The organism is Flavipsychrobacter stenotrophus (assembly GCF_002954265.1).
GTDB classification, from domain to species: domain Bacteria; phylum Bacteroidota; class Bacteroidia; order Chitinophagales; family Chitinophagaceae; genus Flavipsychrobacter; species Flavipsychrobacter stenotrophus.
Genome location: NZ_PPSL01000004.1, coordinates 112459 through 134709 on the forward strand (window position 1 = coordinate 112459; position 22251 = coordinate 134709).

General features: G+C 42.2%; 31 protein-coding genes. 28 read left to right on the plus strand and 3 right to left on the minus strand.

Going from position 1 to position 22251, the window contains the following annotated elements; all coding sequences use genetic code 11:
• Nucleotides 1-311: 311 nt before the first annotated feature.
• Nucleotides 312-893, minus strand: a complete 582-nt coding sequence (locus tag CJD36_RS14855) for a Uma2 family endonuclease (protein WP_105039984.1) — start codon at nt 891-893, stop codon at nt 312-314.
• A gap of 174 nt (nt 894-1067) precedes the next feature.
• Between CJD36_RS14855 and CJD36_RS14860 the strand changes: the two genes are divergently transcribed.
• The 3 genes from CJD36_RS14860 to CJD36_RS14870 all read left to right on the plus strand — a co-directional run bounded on the left by CJD36_RS14860 (nt 1068) and on the right by CJD36_RS14870 (nt 3080).
• Nucleotides 1068-1625: an RNA polymerase sigma factor gene (locus CJD36_RS14860; protein ID WP_105039985.1), complete on the plus strand. Its 558-nt coding sequence runs from the start codon at nt 1068-1070 to the stop codon at nt 1623-1625.
• Between the two features lie 13 nt (nt 1626-1638).
• Nucleotides 1639-2466: a hypothetical protein gene (locus CJD36_RS14865; RefSeq protein WP_133162657.1), complete on the plus strand. Its 828-nt coding sequence runs from the start codon at nt 1639-1641 to the stop codon at nt 2464-2466.
• Nucleotides 2467-2642: 176 nt separating this feature from the next.
• Nucleotides 2643-3080 (plus strand): DUF1573 domain-containing protein, encoded by a 438-nt coding sequence (locus CJD36_RS14870; RefSeq protein ID WP_105039987.1) that lies wholly within the window; start codon nt 2643-2645, stop codon nt 3078-3080.
• 57 nt (nt 3081-3137) lie between these two features.
• Here the strand turns inward: CJD36_RS14870 and CJD36_RS23990 are convergent, their stop codons facing one another.
• Together CJD36_RS23990 and CJD36_RS14880 are read right to left on the minus strand one after the other, a co-directional pair.
• Nucleotides 3138-3539: a nuclear transport factor 2 family protein gene (locus tag CJD36_RS23990; protein ID WP_105039988.1), complete on the minus strand. Its 402-nt coding sequence runs from the start codon at nt 3537-3539 to the stop codon at nt 3138-3140.
• A 57-nt stretch (nt 3540-3596) separates the two neighbouring features.
• Complete coding sequence (locus CJD36_RS14880) at nt 3597-4868, minus strand: asparagine synthetase B (protein ID WP_170067828.1); 1272 nt, start codon at nt 4866-4868, stop codon at nt 3597-3599.
• Nucleotides 4869-5017: 149 nt separating this feature from the next.
• On the opposite strand from CJD36_RS14880, the gene CJD36_RS14885 reads away from it, so the two are divergent.
• The 25 genes from CJD36_RS14885 to rpsE all read left to right on the plus strand — a co-directional run bounded on the left by CJD36_RS14885 (nt 5018) and on the right by rpsE (nt 22246).
• Nucleotides 5018-5257, plus strand: coding sequence for a helix-turn-helix domain-containing protein (locus tag CJD36_RS14885; RefSeq protein ID WP_105039990.1), 240 nt, complete (start codon nt 5018-5020; stop codon nt 5255-5257).
• A 113-nt stretch (nt 5258-5370) separates the two neighbouring features.
• Nucleotides 5371-6492 (plus strand): hypothetical protein, encoded by a 1122-nt coding sequence (locus tag CJD36_RS14890; protein WP_105039991.1) that lies wholly within the window; start codon nt 5371-5373, stop codon nt 6490-6492.
• Nucleotides 6493-6601: 109 nt separating this feature from the next.
• Nucleotides 6602-7483, plus strand: a complete 882-nt coding sequence (atpG, locus tag CJD36_RS14895; protein ID WP_105039992.1) for an ATP synthase F1 subunit gamma — start codon at nt 6602-6604, stop codon at nt 7481-7483.
• A 75-nt stretch (nt 7484-7558) separates the two neighbouring features.
• Nucleotides 7559-8086 (plus strand): hypothetical protein, encoded by a 528-nt coding sequence (locus CJD36_RS14900; protein ID WP_105039993.1) that lies wholly within the window; start codon nt 7559-7561, stop codon nt 8084-8086.
• Nucleotides 8087-8231: 145 nt separating this feature from the next.
• Entirely contained in the window at nt 8232-9800 is a 1569-nt protein-coding gene (locus CJD36_RS14905) for a phospholipid carrier-dependent glycosyltransferase (RefSeq protein WP_105039994.1), read from the plus strand.
• Nucleotides 9801-9856: 56 nt separating this feature from the next.
• On the plus strand, nt 9857-11791 hold the full coding sequence (locus CJD36_RS14910; RefSeq protein ID WP_105039995.1) for a tetratricopeptide repeat protein: 1935 nt from the start codon (nt 9857-9859) through the stop codon (nt 11789-11791).
• A 596-nt stretch (nt 11792-12387) separates the two neighbouring features.
• Complete coding sequence (gene rpsJ, locus CJD36_RS14915) at nt 12388-12693, plus strand: 30S ribosomal protein S10 (protein WP_105039996.1); 306 nt, start codon at nt 12388-12390, stop codon at nt 12691-12693.
• A 130-nt stretch (nt 12694-12823) separates the two neighbouring features.
• Nucleotides 12824-13441: a 50S ribosomal protein L3 gene (gene rplC / locus CJD36_RS14920; RefSeq protein WP_105039997.1), complete on the plus strand. Its 618-nt coding sequence runs from the start codon at nt 12824-12826 to the stop codon at nt 13439-13441.
• Between the two features lie 8 nt (nt 13442-13449).
• Nucleotides 13450-14091 (plus strand): 50S ribosomal protein L4, encoded by a 642-nt coding sequence (rplD, locus tag CJD36_RS14925; protein WP_105039998.1) that lies wholly within the window; start codon nt 13450-13452, stop codon nt 14089-14091.
• Between the two features lie 75 nt (nt 14092-14166).
• Nucleotides 14167-14466 (plus strand): 50S ribosomal protein L23, encoded by a 300-nt coding sequence (gene rplW, locus CJD36_RS14930; protein WP_105039999.1) that lies wholly within the window; start codon nt 14167-14169, stop codon nt 14464-14466.
• A 113-nt stretch (nt 14467-14579) separates the two neighbouring features.
• The gene (gene rplB, locus CJD36_RS14935) at nt 14580-15413 is read left to right on the plus strand and encodes a 50S ribosomal protein L2 (RefSeq protein WP_105040000.1); all 834 of its coding nucleotides are present in this window, start codon (nt 14580-14582) and stop codon (nt 15411-15413) included.
• 60 nt (nt 15414-15473) lie between these two features.
• Complete coding sequence (rpsS, locus tag CJD36_RS14940; protein WP_105040001.1) at nt 15474-15743, plus strand: 30S ribosomal protein S19; 270 nt, start codon at nt 15474-15476, stop codon at nt 15741-15743.
• Nucleotides 15744-15862: 119 nt separating this feature from the next.
• Nucleotides 15863-16231, plus strand: coding sequence for a 50S ribosomal protein L22 (gene rplV / locus CJD36_RS14945; protein ID WP_105040002.1), 369 nt, complete (start codon nt 15863-15865; stop codon nt 16229-16231).
• A gap of 31 nt (nt 16232-16262) precedes the next feature.
• On the plus strand, nt 16263-17150 hold the full coding sequence (rpsC, locus tag CJD36_RS14950; protein ID WP_105040003.1) for a 30S ribosomal protein S3: 888 nt from the start codon (nt 16263-16265) through the stop codon (nt 17148-17150).
• 70 nt (nt 17151-17220) lie between these two features.
• A complete protein-coding gene (rplP, locus tag CJD36_RS14955) occupies nt 17221-17643 on the plus strand; it encodes a 50S ribosomal protein L16 (protein WP_105040004.1) in 423 nt (140 codons plus the stop codon).
• Between the two features lie 114 nt (nt 17644-17757).
• Nucleotides 17758-17970, plus strand: coding sequence for a 50S ribosomal protein L29 (gene rpmC / locus CJD36_RS14960; protein WP_105040005.1), 213 nt, complete (start codon nt 17758-17760; stop codon nt 17968-17970).
• A gap of 11 nt (nt 17971-17981) precedes the next feature.
• Complete coding sequence (gene rpsQ / locus CJD36_RS14965) at nt 17982-18251, plus strand: 30S ribosomal protein S17 (RefSeq protein WP_205685621.1); 270 nt, start codon at nt 17982-17984, stop codon at nt 18249-18251.
• 9 nt (nt 18252-18260) lie between these two features.
• Nucleotides 18261-18629: a 50S ribosomal protein L14 gene (gene rplN / locus CJD36_RS14970; RefSeq protein ID WP_105040006.1), complete on the plus strand. Its 369-nt coding sequence runs from the start codon at nt 18261-18263 to the stop codon at nt 18627-18629.
• A 67-nt stretch (nt 18630-18696) separates the two neighbouring features.
• Nucleotides 18697-19035: a 50S ribosomal protein L24 gene (rplX, locus tag CJD36_RS14975; protein WP_105040007.1), complete on the plus strand. Its 339-nt coding sequence runs from the start codon at nt 18697-18699 to the stop codon at nt 19033-19035.
• Nucleotides 19035-19610 carry a 50S ribosomal protein L5 gene (gene rplE / locus CJD36_RS14980; RefSeq protein ID WP_105040008.1) on the plus strand — a complete coding sequence of 192 codons (576 nt, stop codon included), beginning with the start codon at nt 19035-19037 and terminating at the stop codon, nt 19608-19610. Before rplX ends, rplE begins: the two co-directional genes overlap by 1 nt.
• Before the next feature lie 107 nt (nt 19611-19717).
• On the plus strand, nt 19718-19987 hold the full coding sequence (gene rpsN / locus CJD36_RS14985) for a 30S ribosomal protein S14 (RefSeq protein WP_105040009.1): 270 nt from the start codon (nt 19718-19720) through the stop codon (nt 19985-19987).
• A gap of 100 nt (nt 19988-20087) precedes the next feature.
• The gene (gene rpsH, locus CJD36_RS14990) at nt 20088-20486 is read left to right on the plus strand and encodes a 30S ribosomal protein S8 (RefSeq protein ID WP_105040010.1); all 399 of its coding nucleotides are present in this window, start codon (nt 20088-20090) and stop codon (nt 20484-20486) included.
• A gap of 136 nt (nt 20487-20622) precedes the next feature.
• On the plus strand, nt 20623-21177 hold the full coding sequence (gene rplF / locus CJD36_RS14995) for a 50S ribosomal protein L6 (RefSeq protein WP_105040011.1): 555 nt from the start codon (nt 20623-20625) through the stop codon (nt 21175-21177).
• A gap of 136 nt (nt 21178-21313) precedes the next feature.
• On the plus strand, nt 21314-21673 hold the full coding sequence (gene rplR, locus CJD36_RS15000) for a 50S ribosomal protein L18 (protein ID WP_105040012.1): 360 nt from the start codon (nt 21314-21316) through the stop codon (nt 21671-21673).
• A gap of 57 nt (nt 21674-21730) precedes the next feature.
• Nucleotides 21731-22246, plus strand: a complete 516-nt coding sequence (gene rpsE / locus CJD36_RS15005) for a 30S ribosomal protein S5 (protein ID WP_105040013.1) — start codon at nt 21731-21733, stop codon at nt 22244-22246.
• The last annotated feature ends 5 nt before the right edge of the window (nt 22247-22251 follow it).

Below are 22251 nucleotides of genomic sequence, written 5' to 3' on the forward strand. Positions count from 1 at the left end.
AAAAACTGTTCCAAAAATAAAATACTGAAAAAATGTCATATAATGAATTGATTTATAGACAGTTTGTCGGATTTCTGAAAGTCCTTCTGCAATAATAGCATATAGTGGAGTATGGTGCGATGACCTGAATCAGTAAGGGAGGCGTCAGCCAATAATATTTTGACGACTAGAATATCTTCCGCTGGCGGAGATAATGTTACAGAGGAAGTCTAGCTCGAGTGATTCAATCTGATTGGGGCGGAAACTGCTTGTAAGGCTTCTTAATAAAGGCCCATTTTTACTTTCACGATCAGATAAAAGGAAGAAGTCTGTTACACACCTTCAAAAATATCCAGTAATGGAATGTCAATGTTCAAGCTGTGCAGGTAGAGCGAATCGGTAATGTCGTTGTATTCATTGAGTTCCCAGTTGCCATTGGCGTTGATGTACCAGTTTTCAATTGATTTGTTCTCTGGGTAGGCAATGGTGTATTCGTTGAGTGAAGAGATGTCGCGGTATAGCTTGAATTTTGCTTCCCTATCGTATGACCTTGTAGATGGTGATAGAATTTCAACAAGCAAAGTTGGATTGAGAAAGTTGAAATCATCATCGTTCAGACTTTCCAAATCTCCACAAATGACTGAAATATCCGGATAGGTAAAAAGGGAATTCTTAGGAATGTGAATACGCATGTCACTGCTAAAAGGCTTGCATGATTTACCTTTTAACATATACGCCAAAGCTCCGAAAAAATTAGTAAACACGTGATTATGTGGTCCTTTGGCACCGGACATAGCGAAGACCTCGCCATGATAGTATTCATGCTTCTCAGTTGCAGCATTTTCCATCTCCAGGTATTCAGGTATGGTAATGTATTGTTTATTATAATCGATGGCGGCTTCCTTTACTAGCATAGTAGCAGATGTTTACCTTGCAAAGATAAATAAATTGTTTCATCTGACTTTTCGCTTATGTTATTTTTCAGGTTCATCCAACCATTTACAAGATTTAGCATTTAGTATAGTAAGGGATATAAGTGAAGCAGATTATTAGGCGTAAATTTAGAAGTATAATAACAGCAACTACTATTGAGAATAGACCTACATACTAATACTGACGAGGCTCTGCTGGTAACCCGGTGCAAGAAAAAAGATGAGCAGGCGCAGAAGATCCTATACATGCGGTATGTGGAGGATATGATGGTGCTGTGCATGAGATATATTAGTGATAGAGAAGATGCAAGGGAAGTGTTGATGGATGCGTTCCTGAAATTTTATAACAGCATTTCGGATTTTGAGTATAGAGGCGAGGGAAGTGTGAAGGCCTGGTTGAAAAAGATAGTGGTGAGTTATTGCCTGATGTTTTTAAGGAAGAACAGACTGACGTTTGAAAGTACAGATGATGAGCGATACCACACGGAAATAGCGGCTCAGGAGCATATAGTAGAGGAGATGAACGCGAAGGAAATTTTATTGCTGATACATGGATTGCCTGCGGGTTGCAAGACAGTTTTTAACCTATACATTTTTGAAGGGCAAACGCACAAGGAAATAGCACAAACGCTGGGGATAAGTGAGGGTACATCGAAGAGCCAACTGCACCTGGCCAAGTCGATATTGAAAAGTAAGATCTTGATAAATAGTTAAAATGAGCGGCAAAATGACACATGACGAAGAACAATATTTGCAGCAAAAAATGGATACAGCCAGCCTGAAAGAACTCTTTCCGGAGTTTGATAAGGAGGCTGAGTGGAAGGTATTATCGGGTAAAATGAAACCACGTAGCGTGCCCGACTATAAGTGGATGAGGGTAGCGGCAATGTTGCTGCTGGTAGTGAGTGTTGGTGGTTACTTATTGTTTGTAAATAATACCAGGTCACCTCGGAATAATGAGATCGCTTCTAGTACCAATACATTACCTGATACGATAGTAAAGAAAGCAGCTAATGAAATGGATGGGGGTGTGACTTCTGCAGCCGAACCCCGTCAAATTGCTTCCGTTTCTTCGCCAACCAAAGTGAAAAGAGCTACGTTCATCAGCAATAGACCATTACAAGCTATATCTGCCATGGCTCTGGTGACCGGTACTTATGGTAAAAGCACCGAGGCTATTTGTAATGCTACTAAGTGTGCAATTGAGATATGCATATCCCAGACAGTGAAGTGTAAAGACAAGGCGCCTGCGGCAGTAGCTGATTGCCGCACGTTGGAGCCTGACCAGGCGGGGCCACTGAAGTATACCGACCCGGAAAGATATGGCTGTACGGTAACCGTTGACGAGATACGCATAAAGAAGGTGGCCACCGGAGAAACAATAGTTATTAATTCTGAGACGCAGCCGGGATCGGCAGAGGAAATGTTGCAATGTTTTACCGGAGAAAAGAAGTGTGATATGATGGCGGGGTTCTTTGATACCGATTGCAATGACAATAATTCGCCCCGCAAAATAACTATTGACAGCCATTACGGGGATGTGATCATTCAGTAGTAAAGGGAGTCTCACCCTGGCCCTCTCCAAGTGATAGGGAGATAAAATGTCCACGCTGTCGCGTGGGTGATACGATAAAATCTACAAGACGATGTTTATTTACGTTATAGGCCCCGCCTGTTGTAGCCCCGCCTTTGCCTATTTTTTCCATTTTTTAATCATAAAACAAAACAAACATGAAAAAGTTAATGATGTTGACCATTTGCCTGATCTTATCGGGAGCAGTTGCTACTTATGCGCAGGAAACCAAAGCAGAAATAAACGCCACCAGCGACGCAGGTATAATGGCGTTCAATGAATTGGTACATGACTATGGTGAGGTGCCTGAAGGACCTATGGCTGAATATGATTTTGTATTTAAAAACAAGGGGAAGAAACCAATTGTAATTAATAAGGCAGTGGGGTCTTGCGGTTGTACTGTTGCTGCTTGGGATCATGAACCGGTACTGCCCGGCAAGAAGGGAAAGATACATGTTACTTACAATACATTGCAGCGCCCAGGCCCTATCAGCAAGCAGGTGACAGTGATGTCGGATGCATCTGAACCGGTGATCGTATTACAGATAAAAGGTAATGTAAAATTTAAGGTGATGGGGATGGTGACGAATAAATAAGTAATGCTGCTGTGAAAACAAACGGGTCGCTACTTAATTGTAGCGACCCGCTTAATATTAACTGAATGGCTCAAAGCAGTCGTAGTTTCTCCACTTGATGATCTTGCCATCTTTAAATTCATAGAACTGGGCAAAATAAGCTTTCATTTCCCCACCTACAGGTATGTTACCAACAGGAATAGCTAAAGTACCCCTGAAAATAGCTTCAATTATTACTGTGTTACTGTGTTCGTAGCTGTTCACCACTTCGTAGGTTTCCTTCTGCAACACTATTTTACCCTTGTCGGCTGCATCTTTCAGTACATCGAAAGTGCGGTTGGCAGTGTTTTTTGTAAGGGTGTTTGGGTATTCTGTTTGCAGAATATCGGGGTGATAAAACTGATCGAGTTCGGCCGATGAAGTTCTGTTTTCCAGCGTTTTCAGGAAAGCTAGTACAATGTTGAGGTTTTCTGATGCAATAAAGGTAGATTTTTTGGTCTAATAGATGGCAAAGGTAGAAAATCTAAAAAAATGATTCTACGTCTTCCTTGGCTTTTTCTTAGCGGCAGGAAACAACACATTATTCAAAATCAGGCGGTAGCCGGGAGAGCTGGGGTGGAGGCTAAGCTCGGTGGGAGGGTCGCCGATGTTGTGCTGGTAGTCTTCAGGGTCGTGGCCGCCGTAGAATGTCCAGGTGCCTTTACCATATTCTCCGTGTATATAGCGGGCTTCGTTGGTCGGTTTGAAATCGCCCATTACCAGTACGCTCGATTTTAGGGCTTCTTTACGGAATGCTGTTGTCTGCCCCATAAAGCCTTTTATTGTTGTAGTATGGTTCTGGCAAAGCATAGCAGGAACCGGATCGAACTTAGCAGAGAACGTAAACAGGCTGAAATAATCGGTATTCACGGGTATGCGGCCCTGGTGTATCTCAGTGGCATCTATGGTTGAGTATTCGTAATGGATAGGGTCGGTGTAAAGACTGAAGTCCTTAAAGGCAAAGCACTTGGTGTAGTCAAGTTTAGATTGCGCGGCAGGATCGGGGCGGTCGCCATCGAAGGGTACATCGCATATGTCGGTGCCATCGGCAGCAAGTGCAATGTCGTAAGTGTCGGTAGCGGAGCACATGGCAAACATAAAGCCGCCACCTGCTACGAAATCACGGATCTTTTTAGCCACAGCCAGTTTTAACTGAGATACTTTTTTAAACCCGTGTTTTGCTGCCATAGCTTCGGCTGATCGCTGATCGTTCTGATACCATGTGGTATTGCGGAAGCTGGCCCAGAATTTACCATACTGGCCGGTAAAATCCTCGTGATGGAGGTGCAGCCAGTCGTACTTGTGCAGGTCGTCACCCAGCACTTCATCGTCATAAACTTTATCGAAAGGAATTTCGGCATAGGTGAGTACCATTGTTACAGCATCATCCCATGGTTCTTTGTTGGGCGGGGTGTAGACGGCTATTTTAGGTGCTTTCTCCAGTTTAATTACATCCCCGTTAAAATCGGGATTTGCTATTTCAGTCACTATTCCCAGGTATTTTTCCTCACTGATGATCTCATAGCTTACGCCCCGCAACTTGCAAAGACGCACCAATGTGGCGGCATCATCCATGCAAAAGCTGCCTCCTTTGTAGTTGAGCAACCAGTCGAGTGTCATACCTTCTTTCAGCGCCTCATATGCCACCCCGTAAGCCTTCAGGTGGTTGGCCTGGCCTTCAGGATCCATAGGGATAAACAGCTTGGATGCCTGTGCCGGTAAAGAAAGTAAAATACAGGCTATTGCTGCCGCCAGTAACCGCAATTTCATCATCATATATATTATGCACGTAAATTACCTAATAACTGTGATAACGGTAAGATGATGCACTGATTTTTAACAAAATGCGGAATTGGGGGATAGACGGTAGTAGGTAATGTGCCGTAAAAAGGCTAACTTTATAAAAATCAATAATAATTATGCCGGAATTGGGTAATGTTTTTTCCACAATAAAATTATACGTTCAGGATGCGCCTTCTAAAGGATTTGTATCATTTGAAGCTATTGCAACCAAGGCGGGAGTTAGTCGTGCAACACTGCGCATACACCTGGAAAGCCTGAAAAAAATGAAATTGATCACTTATTCAGCGACAGGACAATGCTTCCTTACTGTGACCAAACTGGGTATGGAAACCAAGCAGCTGGCAGTAGCTGGCTAGGAATAATTGGAATAAAAACTATTTAAATGTTAATATTTGGAATTGACATCGATGAATGTATCTATTTGTCGATGTTACTTTCATTTTGATGTCCTGCCGAGTTTGCGCATAAGATGACAGCATATACTGTATATATAACCAGCACTGCCAGAATTATTGCCTTCTATATTCTTTTCTATTTCATTGGGTTCATTACCTCCTGTGTGCTATTTGTATTGCTCATAGAAGATGAGGATCTTCTAGGTATAGCGCTCATTTTTTCGTGGTTTATATTATTCCTGGGTTGCTACCACCTTGCCAAGAAAGCAGGATCTAAAAAATATGCTGCGAGCTTCAAGTACGGCAATTTGCAATTGACCGGCACCCGTGGCAATACCCTCCATTTCAGTAACTGTGAGCTGAAAAATCATAAACTCCTATATGTTGGCTCAAGACCGGAGTCGCTGATCCTGTATTTGCAGAATGGAACGCAGGTGAAGCTTAGCGGGCGATTATTCCGGCGTCGGTCGTTGATAGAATTTTCTGCTTTTACTGAAGCATTTAATGAAGCTTTGAGTGGCCAGCCGGTGAATTATGCAACTATTCCGAGTGTTTCTGATAAAGAAAACGTAGTTGCTGATAGCTCGGCTGGCTTCCCTAAAGTAGTTGATAATACTACTGATGCAATACATTGCAGGGCGTTGAAGGTATATGGATGGTTGTCGTTTGGGGGAATTCTGATAGCTACGGTAAATGCGTTGTTTTTTGGTTTGGTTTTGTTGGCTCTCTATGAAGAGTTATCGGCTGTTGGGGTAATAGTGGCGCTTGGGTTGGTATTGGCAGAGATTGTTGGTGTCTATTGGTTCTTCATTGTTTTATTCCGTCGCCCGCTTGAAGTGGACATATACAGGGATAAAGTAATGATCAAAATGATAAAGAAATACGCCGTACAGACGGAAAAAGTTCAGGAATTTTACTTTAAAGACCTTTCTAAATTTGAGGTTTGGGAGCCTTACAGAGGCAATGCGCGCATTGTTCTAACTGACAAAAAGAATAGAAAATTTAGTTTTCAGGAATATTTTCCGTTCGTAGTCAGCAAAGCACATACCGCTTGTTATGTAGTCAATACTCTGTCCGCAGCTTTCAATGAATTTACTGCCAATTATAAAACCGGGGTTAAAATAAAGATCAGAAGTAGCCGTGGTGCAGGCAAACTGGGTATTATAGGGGATATAGCCGATACGCTGGGGTGGTGACAATGAAATATAACCACATTCTCAGGAAAATATCGTTGTTTACTTTTGTATAATTGACCAGTAAGGGATAACTTTGCAGCCAAATTCAACAATAGTTATTTAAAATAATATGTCAGGACAGCTCAAAGAGGTTCGGAATCGTATAAAATCAGTACAGTCTACCCAGCAGATCACTAAGGCCATGAAAATGGTAAGTGCGGCTAAACTGCGTCGTGCACAGGATGCTATCATACAGATGCGCCCTTACTCGCAGAAACTGCAGGAAATGCTGAGTAATATAGTTAGCAGCGTATCTGGCGACGTAAGTATGCCACTGGCTGAAGAGCGTATTACAGAGCGTGTATTGATGATTGCTGTAACCAGTGACCGTGGTCTGTGCGGTGCTTATAACGCCAACGTTATAAAGCTTACCCGCCAGGTGATCAATGAAAAATACCCTGAGCAGTTCAAAAAAGGCAACGTGACTATTTTACCTATAGGTAAGAAAGGTTTCGAGTTCTTTACGAAGTTGGGTTACAATGTAGTAAGCGATTACTGGAACATATTTTCTAATCTTTCTTTTGAAAGTGTGCGTGGTGCTGCTGTTTATGCGCAAAATGCATTTTTGAGAAAAGAGTATGACAGGATAGAATTGGTTTATAGTCAATTTAGAAATGCGGCTACACAGGTATTTACCGCAGAAGCTTACCTGCCAATACCAAAGGTAGAGCAGAAAGCAGGTGCTAAGAATGTAGACTTCATCTATGAGCCATCTATGGATGAGTTGTTGCTGGAGTTAATGCCGAAAATATTGAACACACAGGTATACAAGGCTGTATTGGATGCTAATGCATCTGAGCACGGAGCACGTATGACCTCTATGGACAAGGCGAGCGAAAATGCCGGTGAAATACTGAAAGCATTGAAGATCAGCTACAACCGTGCGCGTCAGGCGGCGATCACAACTGAATTGACGGAAATCGTGAGCGGTGCAGCAGCATTACAAGGATAATTTTTTATTACAATAAATATTTGAGAACCTCTGCAAACCTTGCAGAGGTTTTTTATTTTGCACCAAATTGAATGTATGGTGTTTTTGAAGTCAGGTATTCTAGGCGTACTCATGTCTGTATTTTTTTGTATTTCGGTGGATGCACAGCACAAAGTTGATGCCTCGCATCAGTTTATTGTACAAGGTGAGGTAGAAAAGCAGGTTGTTTTTGATATTGCAGCGATCAGGAAGTATAGTGCGGTGTCATTGGGCGACGTGGTGATCAAAAATCACAGAGGACAGGATAAAAAGACCGCAAAAAATGTGAAGGGCGTGCTACTGAAGACCCTATTAGATAGCGTGCACGTAAAGGTGGATAAACCAAAGTACTACAGTGAACTTGTTGTGATCTTGGAGGCGACGGATGGATATAAAAACGTTTATTCGTGGAATGAACTGATGAACACGGATGTGGGGAATCATGTTTACGTGATCACGGACAAGGATGGGCAGGGTATAGAATCAATGGAGGAAGCAATAGTTGTTATTTCTATGTCGGACATAAACGCCGGGAGCAGATACTTGAGAGGATTTGCAAAGTTGGAAATAAAGCGAGTGCAATAGAAAATCAGCGGGATTCCCTTCGGCTAATATTTATGCCCGAATGCACTGATTTTAGTAGTTTAACATCAAAAAATTTAAGTCGACATTTTTTTTACCTTTATAGGCTTTAACAAAGCTGTACACGAGAAAATACCATACAACATTTATGAAAAGTAAAATAGAGCCATACATACCCGGGATCTTACTGTTTGTATTTACACTGATACTAGGGCTGATAGTTTATAAAGACTATGGTATGGGCTGGGATGAGCCCTTGCAAAGGGAGCCGGCAATGATGAGCTGGAATTATGTATTCTTTGGTAATCAAGACCTTTTCCTGAAGGAAACGGATAATCACGGAGCCGGTTTTGAGTTGCTGCTGTTGATGTTTGAAAAGTCGATGAAGATTACCGATAGCAGAGAGATCTATGTAATGCGCCACTTGGTGACCCATATTGTGTTCCTTTTGAGTGCATTTGCAGGTTATGTGCTTGCCTACAGGCTATTCAGGGATAAATGGGTGGCGTGTATCGCTTTTATCATGTTTGCGTTTGCGCCGCGTATCTATGCACACTCGTATTTCAACAGTAAGGACTTGCCGTACATGTGTATGGTGCTCATTGGGTTAGCGTTTACTCAGATAGCATTTGATAAGAAAAAATGGTGGTGGTTTCTGCTGGCGGGTATGGCACTTGGGTATGGCACCGGTATAAGAATTATGGGTATTGTTTACGGTTTGCTGGTGGGCTTGCTGTTCCTGGTAGATCTGATCATGAACATAAAGGAGAAGGAAAAGCCAACAAAAACGCTCATTAACATGGGAGTATTTACAGCAGGATTTACCGGCCTGTTGTACCTTGCCTGGCCATATCTGTGGAAGGCGCCTGTGGCTAAGTTCATTGAGAGCTTTGTGGCATTGGCTCACTTTAAGTTTGAAGGTGCGGTACTGTTTGAGGGTAAGTTCATTCCCGCTACGCAATTGCCATGGACCTATTTTCCTACCTGGTTCATTATTTCTACGCCTATTCTATGGCTTATAGCGGGTTTTGCGGGCATGGCATGGATCATATTCAACTTCGTAACCAACCCAAAGAACTATATTAAAAATGGCAACGAACGTAACTTTCTGTTCTATGTGCTATGCTTCATAGCGCCGGTAGTGGCCATTATTGGTATGCACTCTGTAATTTATGATGATTGGAGGCACTTGTACTTCGTATATCCGGCTTTTGTGCTGGTGGGATTGTATTTTATCAATCGTCTGTATGTGACCAAGCTGAAAATGGTGATATTGGCAGCGTGTGGATTGCAGATATTGCTTATTGCCAACTTCATGATACTGAACCATCCGCACGAGCAGGTATACTTTAACGCGCTGGTAAAGCAAGATGATGAGTATCTCCGTAATAACTATGACATGGAATACTGGGGTTGCAGCTTTAAACAAGCACTGGACCAGATAGCGGAGTCTGATACTTCTTCTGTTATCAAGGTTAGCGGCAACTGGGCATTCCCATTGAATAACAACATAATGATGTTACCGAAAGAGGTGCGTAAACGCTTTGTTCTGGTCAATGAGCCCGAGAAATCAGACTATTTCCTTACTAATTTCAGGATGCATCCGGGCGATTACCCGTCTAATAACATACAGTATGAGATAAGCCTTTGTCATAGCACGATAATGCGGGTGTATAAGATCAAAAATACAGGTCCGCAAGTTCCGGCAAGGCCATAAACTATCTCAATTAACAGCCAAGGTATATACCTTAGGCAAAATGCGAAGCAATACAAATGGCAAAGAAGCAAAATCAACAAAATATACAAAGACCGGCTAGCGTACCTAAGGTGTCAGCTACTCCGAAAAGCGAAACACCCGCCAGGTTTTCGCTCCAAACCAAACTTGCTATTTTGCTGGGTATCATAGCGTGTCTGGTCTACTTCAATACGCTGAGTAATGGCTATGTGCTGGATGATTTTACCGTTATCAAGAACAACAGGATCATTACTAAGGGGATATCTGCAATTGGCGAGATCTTCACTACTCCCTACAGGAGGGGCTGGTTTATAACCCATAACGATCTGTACAGGCCGCTATCGCTGGTAATGTTTGCTATTGAATCAGATCTGGGTGGCGGTTCTCCTACACTAGGTCACTTTATGAACATGGTTGTATTTGCAAGTGGTGTAGGCATGTTGTTTATATTTCTTAATGGATTGTTTGATGGTAAAAAGATGGCCGTTGCATTTATTGCGGCATTGCTGTTTGCTTTACATCCCATTCATACCGAGGTAGTTGCGAATATTAAGAGTAGGGATGAATTGCTGTGCTTTTTCTTTGCTTTTGTAAGTCTGAATGTCTTTCTGAAATATTCTAAAACGGGTGAAATAAAGCAGTTGTTATTAGGTGCACTGTGCTTCTTTTTGTCGTTTCTATCAAAAGAAACCGTTATTACCTTTCTTGCAGTTATACCGCTGATCTTCTTCTTTTACCGGAATGAAAACAAGATGAGAAGCATTTATATTACAGTGTCTGCAGTGGTAGTAGCGTTGTTATTTCTGGGAATAAGATTTGCTGTATTAAGCCATTACGATGCTAATACGGACTCTTTTGTCACCTTCATGGACAACTTCCTTACAGTTCCACCAAAAGGAACATCGGCATTGGCCACGGAGATATTGATCCTTGGGCAGTACGTGAAATTGCTGTTTGTGCCGTATCCATTGATCTGCGATTACTCCTATAACAGCATTCCATTTGTAACTTTTGGCAATATTGGGGTAATAATATCATTAGCATTTTACCTGTTGTTAGGTGGTTTTGGTACCTATAAACTTATAAAAAGCCCGAAAGATCCGTTTGCATTTGCTATCCTGTTCTTCCTGATCACCATTTCCCTGTTCTCCAATATTCCATTTATAATAGGTGCTGCTATGGCCGAGCGATTTGTTTTCTTTGCGTCAATGAGCTTTTGCCTTGTTCTAGCGTTGCTTATAGAGCGCTTCCTGATGGGGGGGAATACAGGTATGGCTGCAGTTACATCGGGCAAGGTATTAGCTATAATAGTGCCGATATGCCTTATCTACTTTGTTATCAGTTCAGGGCGTAATAAAGATTGGATGAGTAATGAAACGTTGTTCAGGGCAGATGTGGTGCATACGCCCAATGATGCCAGGGTAAACTATTACCTGGGTACGGAGCTGGTTACAGAAAAGGCAAAGACGGAGGGTAATCCGGTAGTGGTAAAGCAGATAATAGAGGAAGGTTGCGTGTATCTGCGATCGGCGTTAAATGTGTACCCGGAGTATGACGACGCCCATGCCGCGATAGGGGATGCTTTCTTCAAGCTTGGGAGATACGATTCTGCCGAGGTGCATGACAAAAGAGCGCTGGAATTGAATCCAAAGTTTGTAATTGCGATGAATAACCTGGCGGGTGTGTACTTTGTTAGGAATCAATATGATACAGCTATAATGTACTGTAGAAGGTCTATAGCGCGCAGTCCGGACTTTGTAAACGCGTATGCTAACCTTGGGTTGTGTTACATGAGGCAAGGGAAATTCGACTCTTCTTTGAAAAATTTATACATCGCGATCTCTAAAGATGCTAATTTCCTTTCGTCGTACGAAAATATGGCGTTTACCTATCAGGCAATGGGTAAGACAGATTCTATGAGGAAATATAACGAAATAGCCCAGGAGCTGAGGGCCGGTGGCAAGAGGCAATGATAAAAGTAAGGTTGTTCTAAAATTAGGTCTGGTTCATGAAAAAAGAATCAGACCTCTTTTTTTTTGTTGATTTTGAAATTTTTTCAAAATTATTTTTTTGCATCCTGACTACTGTAAGAATGCCGGTTTCTTCATAGATTATGCGCGATGTAAATGCATTTAGATTCAGCCGATAGAGAGGGTGGGGGTAAAATGGCCGGATAAATATTGAATATTTTAGTTGATAAAGAGTGATTTTTATTCACTTTGCAGCTTTGATCAACAACCGAAAAATGGGCTCTTAAATTTGATAAAATATTGATAATCAATACTATTTACAAAGTAAATCCATCGTTATTGCTTGTGATTTTATTTCCATTGTTACCTGATAAAGACGGTGTTAGTAAATATTATTTTTTGATGAAAATATTTTATCAATTATTAAGAAAAAGTGTTACTTTTGCAGTCCGAAAATAAATCAAGTGCTCGGGGGATTGACAAGATAAGTAAAAAGAAATGAGTAATAAAATAAAATTTCTTTTAAAAAAGTTTGTCTATTCAAAACACTTCATTACCTTTGCAGTCCCAAATTTTTAGGGTAGAATATAACAAACAGTATGTCACAGCGAATCAGAATAAAGCTAAAATCTTACGATCACAACCTGGTTGATAAATCAGCTGATAAGATCGTGAAGACTGTTCGTAATACAGGAGCGGTTGTAACAGGCCCCATTCCATTGCCTACAGAAAAGAAGATCTTTACCGTATTGCGTTCACCGCACGTAAACAAGAAATCACGTGAGCAGTTCCAGTTGTGCACTCACAAGCGCCTATTGGATATCTACACGTCTTCTTCACGTACCGTAGATGCACTATCAAAGCTCGACCTGCCAAGCGGTGTTGAGGTTGAGATCAAAGCATAATGAATGATTGTTAATTGGCTGATCAGCTAATTTGGTAATCGAAGGATAGTTCTTTAATAAATTGAAACAAAGTTAATCCCGGCCCACACAATTTTACGGCTCCGGGCGCTTAGCTCAAATAATAATAATAATGAAAGGTATTATTGGTAAAAAAATTGGCATGACCAGTATTTTCGAGCCGAATGGCAAGCAGACCGCTTGTACCATCATCGAAGCTGGGCCTTGTGTGGTTACTCAAAAGAAGACCGTTGATACCGACGGTTACGATGCGCTCCAAATCGCATTCGGAGAGGCTAAAGTAAAGAACACTACTGCAGCTCTCGTAAATCACTTCGCTAAGGCGAGCACGACTCCAAAACGTGTAGTAAAAGAACTTCGCAATTGCTCTATAGATAAACAACTGGGCGAAAGCATTACCTGCGAGATTTTCACTGAAGGTGAAAAAGTAAGCGTAGTAGGAACTACAAAGGGTAAAGGCTTCCAGGGTGTAGTTAAGCGTCACGGCTTTAGCGGTGTGGGTGAAGCAACCCATGGCCAGCATGACCGTTCACGTGCTCCGGGATCTATCGGTGGTTCATCTTATCCAAGCCGAGTATTCAAAGGTATGCGCATGGCAGGCCGTATGGGTACAGACCAGGTGAAGATCAAGGCACTTCGTGTAGTGAAAATATTCCCTGAGAAAAACTACATCTTAATCAGCGGTTCGGTTCCGGGTCATAACGGATCTATTGTTTTAATTCAGAATTAATTTTAGTCATGCAAGTTGACGTTTTAAATAGTAAAGGTGCAAAGACAGGCCGTTCAGTAGAACTTCCTGATGATATCTTCAACATTGAGCCAAATGATCATTGTATCTACCTAGCGGTAAAGCAATATCTGGCTGCTCAGCGTCAAGGTACGCACAAATCAAAGACCCGTGCTGAGGTAAAGGGTTCTTCAAAGAAATTGCACAAGCAGAAAGGAACAGGTGGTAGCCGTAAGGGTAATATCCGTAATCCTTTGTACAAGGGTGGTGGTGCCGTTAATGGTCCAGTTCCGCACATGTACGGCTTCAAACTTAACCGTAAGGTTAAGGATCTGGCAAAGGTGAGTGCATTGACTTACAAAGCTCGTGCTAACCAGATAGTAGTAGTAGAGGACCTGAAAATGGAAGCTCCTAAGACTAAGGCTTACACCGAGATACTGGATGCCCTTCGTGGTGATAACCGCAAGTCAATGATGGTTGTACCTGAATTTGACAGCAACATCTACCTGAGCAGCCGTAACGTGCCAAACACAAAGACAGTAATGCTTAGCGATCTGAACACTTACGATATCACTCACACAAACGTGATCGTATTTACTGAATCAGTAGCTAAGATGTTTACCGAAGAAATGGCTGTTGTAGAAGAAGCTTAATTGCTGATAATACCAGAGTAAAATAAAATAATAATCAGTTTGTTTGTAACGAACGGACTCTTAAAAATAAATACGATGAAACTTTCAGAAGTGTTGGTACGGCCGGTAATTACCGAAAAGGTAAATCGCCAGATGGAAAAAAGCGGCCGCTACACATTTGTAGTAGGACATGCAGCTAATAAGATCGAGATCAAAAAAGCTGTTGAAGAGTTTTACAACGTCAAAGTAAGCGAAGTAAACACTATCGTAGTTCCTGCGAAAAATAAGACGCGCTATACTAAGGCAGGTTTTCTTCAGGGAAGAAAATCTTCATACAAGAAGGCAGTAGTTTCTCTTGCAGAAGGAGAATCAATTGATCTTTTCGCCCAGGGATAGTAGATAGTCGACAGGGAAACCTGTAGATGGTATAAGTAAACTAACAAACAAATAATACGATGTGGATAGGCTAGTTAGTTAGCAAATTATCGCATCAGTTAATAAAAGTAAAAATGGCATTACGTAAATACAAACCGGTTACAGCCGGAACACGCTGGAGAATAGGTAACGCATACGCGGAAATTACCACTAACGTGCCTGAGAAAAGCCTTCTGGAGCACCAGCATGGTACAGGTGGTCGTAACTTTCAGGGTCGCCGTGCAATGCGCTACATAGGTGGCGGTAACAAGATCATGTATCGTTTGGTAGATTTCAAACGTAACAAGAGTGAGATCAAGGCTACTGTTAAGTCAATAGAGTATGATCCAAACCGTACAGCTTTCATCGCATTGTTACATTATATAGATGGTGAAAAGCGTTACATCATCGCTCCACAGGGCTTGGAAGTTGGTTCTTCTGTATTAAGTGGTCCGGCGGTTGCTCCTGAAGTAGGTAATGCATTGTTGTTGAAGAATATGCCTTTGGGTACTGTTATCCACAACATTGAGTTGCAGCCAGGTAAGGGTGGTGCACTTGCACGTTCTGCAGGTACATATGCCCAGCTTAGCGCTAAGGAAGAAAAGTATTGCGTACTGAAAATGCCAAGTGGTGAGCTTCGTAAAGTATTGAGCACATGTATGGCAACTGTAGGTATCGTATCTAACAGCGATCACGCGCTCCAGTCAATGGGTAAAGCAGGTCGTAACCGTTGGAAGGGTATCAAGCCACGTAACCGTGGTGTTGCGATGAACCCGGTAGATCACCCGATGGGTGGTGGTGAAGGTAGGTCTTCAGGTGGTCATCCACGTAGCCGTACTGGTAAGTATGCTAAGGGTGAAAAGACAAGAAGCCGTACCAAGTCAACTAATAAGCTGATCATCCAACGCAAGAACGGTAAGAAGCTCTAGTCTGATAATAAGTTAAATGGGGTAGTACCCCGAACATAAACAAAAAAATAGTCAATAAAAATGGCTCGTTCAATAAGCAAAGGACCTTATGTAGATGCAAAACTGGGACGTAAGGTATCCGCAGTAAATGATGGTAAAGTGAAGAAGGGTGTTGTAAAAACCTGGAGTCGCCGTAGCACTATCACCCCGGATTTCGTAGGACTTACTTTCGCAGTTCACAATGGTAACAAGTTTATACCGGTATATGTTACTGAGTATATGGTTGGCCATAAGTTGGGTGAGTTTGCACCTACCCGTAACTTCAGGGGACATAGCGGAAGCAAACAGTAAGTAAGTTGATGGCAGAAGGGTAATACCGGTAGCCTGATATAATATAAAAGAGAAACAATAGTAATAATAGCGATTTGGCACAGCGAGATATCTGTGTCTGAGATCAAAAATCAAAAATAATGGAAGCTGTAGCTCGCTTACGAAATTATCCTACCTCTCCCCGCAAAATGCGCCTTTTGGCAGATTTGATCCGTGGGACAGACGTAGAACAAGCACTGAATACTTTGAAATTCAGCACAAAACATCCTTCAGTAGCAATGGAAAAATTGCTGTTGAGTGCGATCGCAAACTGGAGAGTAAAGAACGAAGGTGTGGATCTGATTGATGCAAGTCTGTTTGTAAAAACAATATTTGTAGATGGTGGCCGTGTTCTGAAGAGGATGCGCCCTGCGCCACAAGGCCGTGCATACCGTGTTCGTAAGCGCAGCAATCATATCACTATCATAGTAGATAGTCGTATTCCGCAGGTACAAACAACTGAAGCTTAAACATTAAATAATATAACTCAATAATAGTACAATGGGTCAAAAATGTAATCCTATAGGTAACAGGTTGGGCATCATCCGCGGATGGGATTCAATGTGGTATGGAGAAAAAAAGGACTTCGGCCAGAAACTGGTAGAAGATCACAAAATCCGCACTTACTTGGCGGCGCGTATCAACAAAGGTGGTATTTCACGTATAGTTATAGAGCGCACATTAGGTAAGTTGATCGTGACCATCCACACGTCTAAGCCTGGTATTATCATAGGCAAGGGTGGAACTGAAGTTGACCGTATCAAGGAAGAACTTAAGAACCTTACTAAAAAGGATGACGTTCAGATAAACATCATGGAAATTCGCCGCCCTGAGTTGGATGCGATGATCGTTGGTGACACTATCGCCCGTCAGATTGAAGGCCGTGTTAGCTACAAGCGCGCAATTAAGATGGCAATATCAACTGCAATGAGAATGGGGGCCGAAGGTATCAAGATCAAAGCAAGCGGTCGTCTTAACGGTTCTGAAATAGCACGTTCTGAAGAATTCAAACAAGGACGTACACCACTACATACTTTCCGTATGGAAATAGACTATGCTTCTGTATATGCTATGACCGTATATGGTAAGATCGGATTGAAGATCTGGATCTGTAAGGGTGAAGTTTTGGGCGAAGTTGAATTGAACCCTAACTTCTCTGCTAACTCAGATAGTCGCGGTAACAACCGTCAGCCAGGTTTTGCAGGAGTAGAAGGATCACGTGGTGAGCGTGGTGGCAACGATCGCAGAGGTGGTGGTAATGACCGTGGCGGAGATCGCCGTGGTGGTGGACAGGGTGGTGATCGTCGCGGTGGTACCGGTGGCGGTGGCAACCGTGGAGGCGCAGCAGGCGGTGGTAACCGTGGTGGTGCAGCAGGCGGCCGTCGCTAAGATAGCCTTACCCAAGCGGAAGGACAAGATAAATTCATAATATTTAGCATACTCTTATAATTTTGTAACAATGTTACAGCCGAAAAAAGTAAAACACCGTAAAGCCCATAAAGGCAGGATAAAGGGAAACGCACAGCGTGGTGCAATGATTGCCTTTGGTTCGTTTGGTCTTAAAGCCATGGAACCTAAGTGGATCACAAACCGCCAGATTGAGGCAGCCCGTCAGGCAATGACCCGCCACATGAAGCGTGAAGGTAATGTGTGGATCCGTATATTCCCTGACAAACCAATTACCCGCAAGCCTGCAGAGGTTCGTATGGGTAAGGGTAAAGGTAGCCTGGAGTTTTGGGCTGCAGTTGTTAAGCCAGGTCTGATCATGTTCGAAATGGATGGTATCCCTGAAGAACTGGCACGTGAAGCTATGTTGCTTGCCGCACAGAAGCTTCCTATCAGAACTAAGTTTGTTGTTCGTCACGATTACGCAGGCGAATAATACCGGGAGGAGAAATGTAGTTAGATAGTCGTTAAGACTGCAATAACTATCTCAATAATAAAAACAGTAAGTGAAAAGTCTGTGACTGATTACTAACTACTAATAAAAAATAAAATGGCAAAAGACAAAAAAGCGAAGGTTGATGATTACCGCTCGCTGGATAATGCAGGACTAGCTTCAAAGATCAGCGAAGAAGAATTGCGTCTGAAAAAGACAAAGTTTAGTCATGCGGTTAATCCAATTGAGAATCCACTCGTTATTAAGCAAATGCGTCGTCAGATAGCACGCCTGAAAACTGAGAATCGTAAAAGAGAACTAGGTTCCTAATAAATATATTGATGTCCGTTATGGCAATTGAAAGAAAAAGCAGGAAAACCCGTATCGGGGTAGTTAGCAGTGATAAGATGGAGAAGACCATCACCATTACTGTAGAACGTAAAGTTAAACACCCTTTATACGGTAAATTCCTTAAGAAATCATCGAGCTTCCACGCTCATGATGAAAGCAATTCTGCAGGAATTGGCGATGTAGTTCGCATTATGGAAACGCGTCCGCTTAGTAAGACTAAACGCTGGCGCCTGGTAGAAATTATTGAAAAAGCTAAGTAACTTTTTAGAATGATACAACAAGAATCCCGGCTCAATGTAGCCGACAACAGCGGTGCCAAAGAAGTACTTTGCATTCGTGTGTTGGGCAATTCGGGTCAAGACTATGCAGGTATAGGCGATAAGATCGTTGTTACTGTTAAGGATGCTATCCCAGGTGGTGGTATGAAGAAGGGTACTGTGTCAAAAGCAGTTATCGTTCGTACCAAGAAGAAACTTCGCCGCAGGGATGGTTCTTATATCAGTTTCGATGACAACGCAGTGGTGTTGCTCAACAACTCTGATGATCCGCGCGGTACCCGTATCTTTGGACCGGTAGCCCGTGAATTGCGTGACAAGGGTTATATGAAAATAGTTTCCCTCGCACCAGAAGTATTGTAAAATTTGTTGTACCTTTGCAGCCCGTTACGAAAAACGGGGTAAAGTATAACGTTAATTCATAGTAATCGTGAAACAGAGATTCAAACCAAAGTTTAATATCAAGAAGGGCGATAACGTGGTAGTTATTGCTGGTGACGATAAGGATCGCACCACACCACGTAAGGTGCTTAGTGTTATTATCGCTGAAGGCCGCATAGTGGTTGAAGGTGTTAATATGATCACCAAGCATTTGAAGCCTAATGCGCAAAATCCTCAGGGTGGTATTATAAAGGAGGAAGCTCCTTTCGCTATCTCTAATGTAATGCTGTGGGATGCGAAGTCAAAAGGTGGAACACGTGTATCACGTACTCGTACTGAAACCGGTTTTTCTCGTATTTCTAAAAAATCAGGGGAGGTAATCAAGTAATGGAAAACACAACAAAATATTCCCCTCGTTTACTTAAGAAGTACAGGGATGAAGTGGTTCCCGGAATGATGAAGAAATTCGGGTACAAAACAGTAATGCAATGCCCACGTTTGGTTAAGATCTGTCTTAATCAGGGTGTAAAGGGTTCTGTTTCTGACAAGAAAATGATCGATGATGCAGTAAACGAAATGTCAATGATCACTGGTCAGAAGTCAATTCCTACTATGTCTAAGAAAGACATCTCTAACTTTAAGCTTCGTAAGAACATGCCTATCGGCTGCCGTGTTACGTTGCGTAATGTTAACATGTTCGAATTCCTGGATCGTTTTATATCTGTATCTCTCCCACGTGTACGTGATTTCAAGGGTATCAATGAGAAATCATTTGATGGCCGTGGTAACTATACAATGGGTATTACAGAGCAGATCATCTATCCTGAGATCAACATCGACAAATTGCCTCGCATCAGCGGTATGGACATAACTTTTGTTACTACAGCTGCTACTAATGAAGAAGCATACGAGTTGCTCAGATTGATGGGTATGCCATTCAAAAACATGGAAAAAACAGGCTAGTACTTTTGGAGACCGGGGTATGAAAATACGTCCGGTTTTTACTTGATCTATCAAATATATTTAAGAACATTTTCACGGATAAAACCGGGGAATAAGATAACAGAAAAATGGCTAGAGAATCAGTAAAAGCCCGTCAACGCAAACGCGAGAAAATGGTAGTTAAGTACGCTTCTAAGCGTGCTGCACTTAAGGCCGCAGGAGATTATGAAGGTTTGGATGCACTTCCAAGAAATTCATCTGCTGTACGCTTGAAGAACAGGTGTCAGATCACCGGCCGTCCTCGTGGTTATATGAGATATTTCGGCATCTGCCGTAATGCTTTCCGCGACATGGCGCTTGACGGTAAAATACCAGGAGTAAGAAAAGCGAGCTGGTAAACCCCTATTCTGCAAAGGCAGAAAAAGGAAAAAGTTTCAAGGTCAGGATAGAAACTCCTGAAACCCGTAACAATTGTTTTACAAAACCTAAAAAATAAAAATGGTAACAGATCCAATAGCAGATTTATTGACCCGTATCCGTAACGCACAAATGGCTCGTCATCGTATCGTTGAGATACCGGCCTCTAACGTTAAAAAGCGTATCGCTGAAATACTTTATGACAAAGGTTATATCCTGAAGTACAAGTTTGAAGCAGATAGCAAACAAGGTCTTATCAAAATAGCGTTGAAGTACGATCCGATCACTAAGGAGCCAGCTATTAAGTCTTTAGAGCGCGTTAGCCGTCCAGGTCTTCGCCAGTATTCTAAGCCAGCTGATATCCGTCGTGTATTGAATGGTTTGGGTATCTCTATCATCTCTACATCTAAGGGTGTAATGACAGATAAAGAAGCACGTAGCCAGAATGTAGGTGGAGAAGTAATGTGCAATATTTACTAGTATTTGCTTATTTGTAGCTGGTTAGCCGGCTACAAATATTTTTTATAGAAAGAGTGCAGCTGATAATATTAAGTTCTCTATACGGTGACTGAACACGGCTTACACTTTAGTTTTTTAATTTTTACAATTTTTTTTTATGTCTCGTATAGGTAAAAAACCTGTAGTTCTTACAAACGGTGTCACAGTTTCGGTTAATGCTGCAAACGAGTTGACAGTTAAAGGCCCTAAGGGTCAGTTAGTACAAGCGATCGATCGCGATATTTCTATCAAAGTAGAAGAAGGCCAGCTGGTAGTTGAGCGTCCTACAGATCAGATCCGCCACCGTGCATTGCATGGTTTGTACCGTTCTTTGGTTGCTAACATGGTAACTGGTGTTACTACTGGTTTCAAAAGAGAACTTGAATTGGTCGGTGTAGGTTATCGTGCTGCCGTTAATGGCCAGCAGATAGATCTTGCACTTGGATTTTCTCACAACATCATCATGGATCTTCCGATTGAAGTTAAAGCAAACGCTATAGCTGAAAAAGGTCAGAATCCAAGGATCATACTTGAATCAATTGATAAGCAATTGCTTGGCCAGGTAGCTGCAAAGCTTCGTAGTCTTCGTAAGCCTGAACCATACAAGGGTAAAGGTGTGCGTTACTCAGATGAAATTGTACGCCGCAAAGCAGGTAAATCAGCTGGTAAATAATTGGTGCATCATCAATAAGATAAACAAGTTGTACACACAACTTGTTTATCTTATTGAAGTTTCACTTAATAAACAATATAACTTAATCAAATTCCGGCAGCCACCCATAAAGGTGAGCCCGTAAAAACTAGATATTATGTCTTTAGATGCAAAAGTAGTCCGCCGTCAGAAACTTCGCTGGCGTATTCGTGCCAGAGTTTCTGGTACAGCACAGATGCCAAGGCTTTCTGTATTTCGTAGTAACAGTGATATTTACGCTCAGTTGATAGATGATAAGACCGGTACAACACTGGTATCAGCAAATTCCCGTATGAAGGACATAGCTGCTATCAAGGGCACTAAGGTTGAAAAATCTGCAATGGTAGGCAAGATCGTAGCTCAAAAAGCTTTGGCTCTTGGTCTTACTGCATGCGTATTCGATCGTGGTGGTTATTTGTATCACGGCCGTGTTAAGTCTGTTGCAGATGGTGCACGTGAAGGTGGTCTTAAATTCTAAATAAATTATTAATCAGCAAATTAGCAAATTAGCTAATCAGCTAATTTTACAAATAATATGAAAGCAACATTAAATCGCATTAAAGGGGGAGACCTCGAATTGACTGAAAAGGTAGTGTCTATCAACCGTGTGGTTAAGACTACTAAGGGTGGTCGTGCATTCAGCTTTTCAGCTCTTGTGGTTGTGGGTAATGGCAATGGCGTAGTAGGTCATGGTCTTGGTAAAGCAAAAGAAGTTCAGGAAGCTATCACTAAGGGTATCGACGATGCTAAGAAGAATCTGATCAAGGTTCCGGTTATGCACGGTACTATTCCTCACGAGCAGTTTGCTAAAGAAGGTGCTGCAAAGGTTTTGATAAAGCCAGCTGCACATGGTACCGGTGTTATCGCCGGAGGTAGCATGCGTGCTGTTCTTGAAGCTGCAGGTATTACCGATATCCTTTCTAAGTCATTAGGTTCTGCTAATCCTCACAACGTTGTAAAAGCTACTTTTATCGCATTGGGTATGCTTCGTGAGCCAATTGCAGTAGCTAAGCAACGTAACATCAGCCTGAAGAAGGTATTTAACGGATAGTATTT

Bases quoted from the DNA above. Each gene is read 5' to 3' on its own strand.
- rpsQ (WP_205685621.1), top strand. From the start codon at position 17,982: ATGTCCGTTATGGCAATTGAAAGAAAAAGCAGGAAAACCCGTATCGGG.
- rpsH (WP_105040010.1), top strand. From the start codon at position 20,088: ATGGTAACAGATCCAATAGCAGATTTATTGACCCGTATCCGTAACGCA.
- CJD36_RS14900 (WP_105039993.1), top strand. From the start codon at position 7,559: ATGGTGTTTTTGAAGTCAGGTATTCTAGGCGTACTCATGTCTGTATTT.
- atpG (WP_105039992.1), top strand. From the start codon at position 6,602: ATGTCAGGACAGCTCAAAGAGGTTCGGAATCGTATAAAATCAGTACAG.
- rpsJ (WP_105039996.1), top strand. From the start codon at position 12,388: ATGTCACAGCGAATCAGAATAAAGCTAAAATCTTACGATCACAACCTG.
- rpmC (WP_105040005.1), top strand. From the start codon at position 17,758: ATGGCAAAAGACAAAAAAGCGAAGGTTGATGATTACCGCTCGCTGGAT.
- rplW (WP_105039999.1), top strand. From the start codon at position 14,167: ATGAAACTTTCAGAAGTGTTGGTACGGCCGGTAATTACCGAAAAGGTA.
- CJD36_RS14865 (WP_133162657.1), top strand. From the start codon at position 1,639: ATGACACATGACGAAGAACAATATTTGCAGCAAAAAATGGATACAGCC.
- rplE (WP_105040008.1), top strand. From the start codon at position 19,035: ATGGAAAACACAACAAAATATTCCCCTCGTTTACTTAAGAAGTACAGG.
- rplR (WP_105040012.1), top strand. From the start codon at position 21,314: ATGTCTTTAGATGCAAAAGTAGTCCGCCGTCAGAAACTTCGCTGGCGT.
- CJD36_RS14910 (WP_105039995.1), top strand. From the start codon at position 9,857: ATGGCAAAGAAGCAAAATCAACAAAATATACAAAGACCGGCTAGCGTA.
- rplP (WP_105040004.1), top strand. From the start codon at position 17,221: ATGTTACAGCCGAAAAAAGTAAAACACCGTAAAGCCCATAAAGGCAGG.
- CJD36_RS14880 (WP_170067828.1), bottom strand. From the start codon at position 4,868: ATGAAATTGCGGTTACTGGCGGCAGCAATAGCCTGTATTTTACTTTCT.
- CJD36_RS14870 (WP_105039987.1), top strand. From the start codon at position 2,643: ATGAAAAAGTTAATGATGTTGACCATTTGCCTGATCTTATCGGGAGCA.
- CJD36_RS14890 (WP_105039991.1), top strand. From the start codon at position 5,371: ATGACAGCATATACTGTATATATAACCAGCACTGCCAGAATTATTGCC.
- rpsE (WP_105040013.1), top strand. From the start codon at position 21,731: ATGAAAGCAACATTAAATCGCATTAAAGGGGGAGACCTCGAATTGACT.
- rplC (WP_105039997.1), top strand. From the start codon at position 12,824: ATGAAAGGTATTATTGGTAAAAAAATTGGCATGACCAGTATTTTCGAG.
- rpsN (WP_105040009.1), top strand. From the start codon at position 19,718: ATGGCTAGAGAATCAGTAAAAGCCCGTCAACGCAAACGCGAGAAAATG.
- rpsS (WP_105040001.1), top strand. From the start codon at position 15,474: ATGGCTCGTTCAATAAGCAAAGGACCTTATGTAGATGCAAAACTGGGA.
- rpsC (WP_105040003.1), top strand. From the start codon at position 16,263: ATGGGTCAAAAATGTAATCCTATAGGTAACAGGTTGGGCATCATCCGC.
- rplF (WP_105040011.1), top strand. From the start codon at position 20,623: ATGTCTCGTATAGGTAAAAAACCTGTAGTTCTTACAAACGGTGTCACA.
- CJD36_RS14855 (WP_105039984.1), bottom strand. From the start codon at position 893: ATGCTAGTAAAGGAAGCCGCCATCGATTATAATAAACAATACATTACC.
- rplV (WP_105040002.1), top strand. From the start codon at position 15,863: ATGGAAGCTGTAGCTCGCTTACGAAATTATCCTACCTCTCCCCGCAAA.
- CJD36_RS14885 (WP_105039990.1), top strand. From the start codon at position 5,018: ATGCCGGAATTGGGTAATGTTTTTTCCACAATAAAATTATACGTTCAG.
- CJD36_RS14905 (WP_105039994.1), top strand. From the start codon at position 8,232: ATGAAAAGTAAAATAGAGCCATACATACCCGGGATCTTACTGTTTGTA.
- rplD (WP_105039998.1), top strand. From the start codon at position 13,450: ATGCAAGTTGACGTTTTAAATAGTAAAGGTGCAAAGACAGGCCGTTCA.
- rplN (WP_105040006.1), top strand. From the start codon at position 18,261: ATGATACAACAAGAATCCCGGCTCAATGTAGCCGACAACAGCGGTGCC.
- rplB (WP_105040000.1), top strand. From the start codon at position 14,580: ATGGCATTACGTAAATACAAACCGGTTACAGCCGGAACACGCTGGAGA.